Origin of the sequence: Arthrobacter sp. 2YAF22_2 (assembly GCF_052114645.1) — a bacterium.
Lineage (GTDB): Bacteria > Actinomycetota > Actinomycetes > Actinomycetales > Micrococcaceae > Arthrobacter.
Map to the genome: position 1 here is coordinate 1 of NZ_JBFRFD010000537.1, position 2,334 is coordinate 2,334.

Below are 2,334 nucleotides of genomic sequence, written 5' to 3' on the forward strand. Positions count from 1 at the left end.
GCCATCGGGATGGCACTGTGCTGGCCGCCCACGCCGGTCAGCGGGGAGACGAGCCCGCCCAGGAGGAACTGGACGAGGCCCAACATCGCGGATCCGGCCCCGGCCCGGCCGGGGACGCGTCCCTGGGCGAGGGCAGTGGCGTTGCCCATGATGAAGCCAATGCAGGACTGGGTGAGGAACAACTGCAGCAGGGTGGTCCAGCCGGCGATTCCCGCCAGGATCAACGCCAGGCCTGCGACGTTGACGGCGCACAGCACCACTACCGCGCTGAGCAGGATCACGCCGGGTGCCAGCCGGTCCACTAGCCGGGTGTTGATCAGCGCCGCCATGATCATCCCGCAGGCATTGACCGCGAAGATGACCGAATAACCTATCGCCGAATAGCCGAGCACATTCTGCACCACAAACGACGACGCGGAAATATAGGAGAACAAGGCGCCGAAGGTAAAGCCGAACGCCAGCGCATAGGCCATGAAGGACTGGTTGCGCAGCACCGACCACGAGGCTTCCACCACCGCCTTGACGCCGCCCCGTCGTCGCTTGTGCAGGGGCAGGGTTTCCGGAACCACCAGAACGGAACTCGCCAGCATCAGCGCGCCGAAGCCGGTCAATGCCCAGAACACCGCCTGCCATGGCGCGACGGTGGCAATTACGCCGCCGAGCAGGGGCGCCACGACGGGGGCAAGCGAGGTAATGGTCGCCAGCATTGAGTAGAGCTTGGCTGCAGTCCGCCCGGTGGCCAGGTCCGACACGACGGCCCGGGCGATCACCACGCCGGCCGCCCCAGCCACGCCCTGGAGTCCGCGCAGCGCCAGTACCAGCTCGATGCTCGGAGCGAGCGCGAGCGCAACGGAGCTGAGCAGGAAGAGCACATTACCCGCGACCATCAGCCGGTGCCGGCCGACGACGTCGGAGATGGGCCCCAGCAGGAACTGGCCCACGGCCATCCCGACCATGTAGGTGGTCAGCGTGAGCTGCACCACGGAGGTCGGCGTCCGGAAGTACCCGGCCATCCCGGGCATGGACGCGAGGTACATGTCGGTCGCCATCGGGCTGACCGCGCTCAGGATCCCCAGCGCCAGCAGCAGCAGGATCCGGTCCTTTCCCCCCGGGAGATTCAGCCGGGACCTGAACCGGTCCTTGTCGTGGGGAGAGTCCATGGAGTTTTTCTTTCGGCTGCGTATTCCGGACGGTAGGCTCAAAAACCCAATTTGAACACGACCGCAGGTCCGCAGGCTAAACTTGGGTGGTAAGAGCCCCGGACTCTGGCGTTGATGGTGGGAGCACAGCGGTAGATTCGGGGCATTCTCATGAACGGCGCTGAGCTGCGGCGACCACCTGGTCCACCACACAGTTCGGCCCGAACGAATGGGGGAGGATCCCATGCCAGCAATCGTGATCGTCGGAGCCCAATGGGGCGACGAAGGCAAAGGTAAGGCCACCGACCTGCTCGGCGGCCGAGTCGACTACGTGGTCAAGCCCAACGGTGGCAACAACGCCGGGCACACCGTCGTCGTGGGCGGTGAGAAGTATGAGCTGAAGCTCCTTCCGGCCGGCATCCTGAGCCCCAACGCGGTCCCGGTGATCGGCAACGGCTGCGTGGTGAACCTCGAAGCCCTGTTCCAGGAGATCGATGGCCTCGAGGCCCGCGGTGCGGACACCTCCAGGCTTCGGGTCTCTGCCAACGCGCACCTCGTCGCTCCCTACCACCAGGTGCTGGACAAGGTCACCGAGCGGTTCCTGGGCAGCCGCGCGATCGGCACCACCGGCCGCGGCATCGGCCCGGCCTACATGGACAAGGTGGCCCGCCTCGGCATCCGCGTCCAGGACGTCTTCGACGCCTCCATCCTGCGGCAGAAGGTCGAAGGCTCGCTGCGGCAGAAGAACGAACTGCTGGTCAAGGTCTACAACCGCCGTGACATCGAAGTCGACGAGATTGTCGAATACTTCCTGTCCTTCGCCGAACGCCTCCGCCCGCTGGTCGTGGACAGCACCTTCCTGCTGAACACCGCGCTGGACGAGGGCAAGGTGGTCCTCATGGAGGGCGGCCAGGCCACGTTCCTTGACGTCGACCACGGCACCTACCCGTTCGTGACGTCCTCCAACCCGACCGCCGGCGGCGCCTCCGTGGGCTCCGGCATCGGCCCCACCCGGATCTCCCGCTCCATCGGCATCATCAAGGCGTACACCACCCGTGTGGGCGCCGGGCCGTTCCCCACCGAACTGTTCGACGACATGGGCCTGTACCTGCAGAAGACCGGCGGCGAGTTCGGCGTCAACACCGGCCGGCCGCGCCGCTGCGGCTGGTACGACGCCGTGCTGGCGCGCCAGGCC

The 2,334-nt window shown here is 66.6% G+C and carries 2 protein-coding genes; one reads left to right on the forward strand and one right to left on the reverse strand.

The annotated features are described in order from the left end of the window. Window positions 1-1,160: multidrug effflux MFS transporter (locus tag AB4Y86_RS17000; protein WP_441403343.1), on the reverse strand; the 1,160-nt coding region annotated here is incomplete at its 3' end. 223 nt (window positions 1,161-1,383) lie between these two features. On the opposite strand from AB4Y86_RS17000, the gene AB4Y86_RS17005 reads away from it, so the two are divergent. Then, window positions 1,384-2,334 (forward strand): adenylosuccinate synthase (locus tag AB4Y86_RS17005; RefSeq protein WP_441403344.1); only part of this gene is annotated, 951 nt, incomplete at its 3' end.